The organism is Pantoea sp. SIMBA_079, from assembly GCF_046940275.1.
Classification (GTDB): Bacteria; Pseudomonadota; Gammaproteobacteria; order Enterobacterales; family Enterobacteriaceae; genus Pantoea; species Pantoea borealis.
In genome coordinates, this window is record NZ_JAWRYR010000516.1 from 1 (window position 1) to 259 (window position 259).

General features: G+C 67.6%; 1 protein-coding gene. It reads left to right on the forward strand.

Features of this window, described 5'->3' with window-relative positions; all coding sequences use genetic code 11:
* On the forward strand, positions 1-259 hold a 259-nt coding region (locus tag SB719_RS21020), incomplete at both ends, for an ABC transporter permease subunit (RefSeq protein ID WP_412159865.1).

The window sequence follows — 259 nt, forward strand, 5'->3', positions numbered from 1 at the left end:
GCAGCTGGTGCCCACGCAGATGCGCGAGGCCGCGCTGTCGCTCGGCGTCCCGCACTGGAAGGTCATCGTGCAGGTGATGTACCGCAGCGCGTCGGCGGGCATCGTCACCGGCATCCTGCTGGCGCTCGCCCGCATCTCCGGCGAAACCGCGCCGCTGCTGTTCACCGCGTTCGGCAACCAGTACTGGAACAACAACATCATGCAGCCGATGGCGAGCGTGCCGGTGGTGATGTACCAGTACGCCGGCAGCCCGTACGAG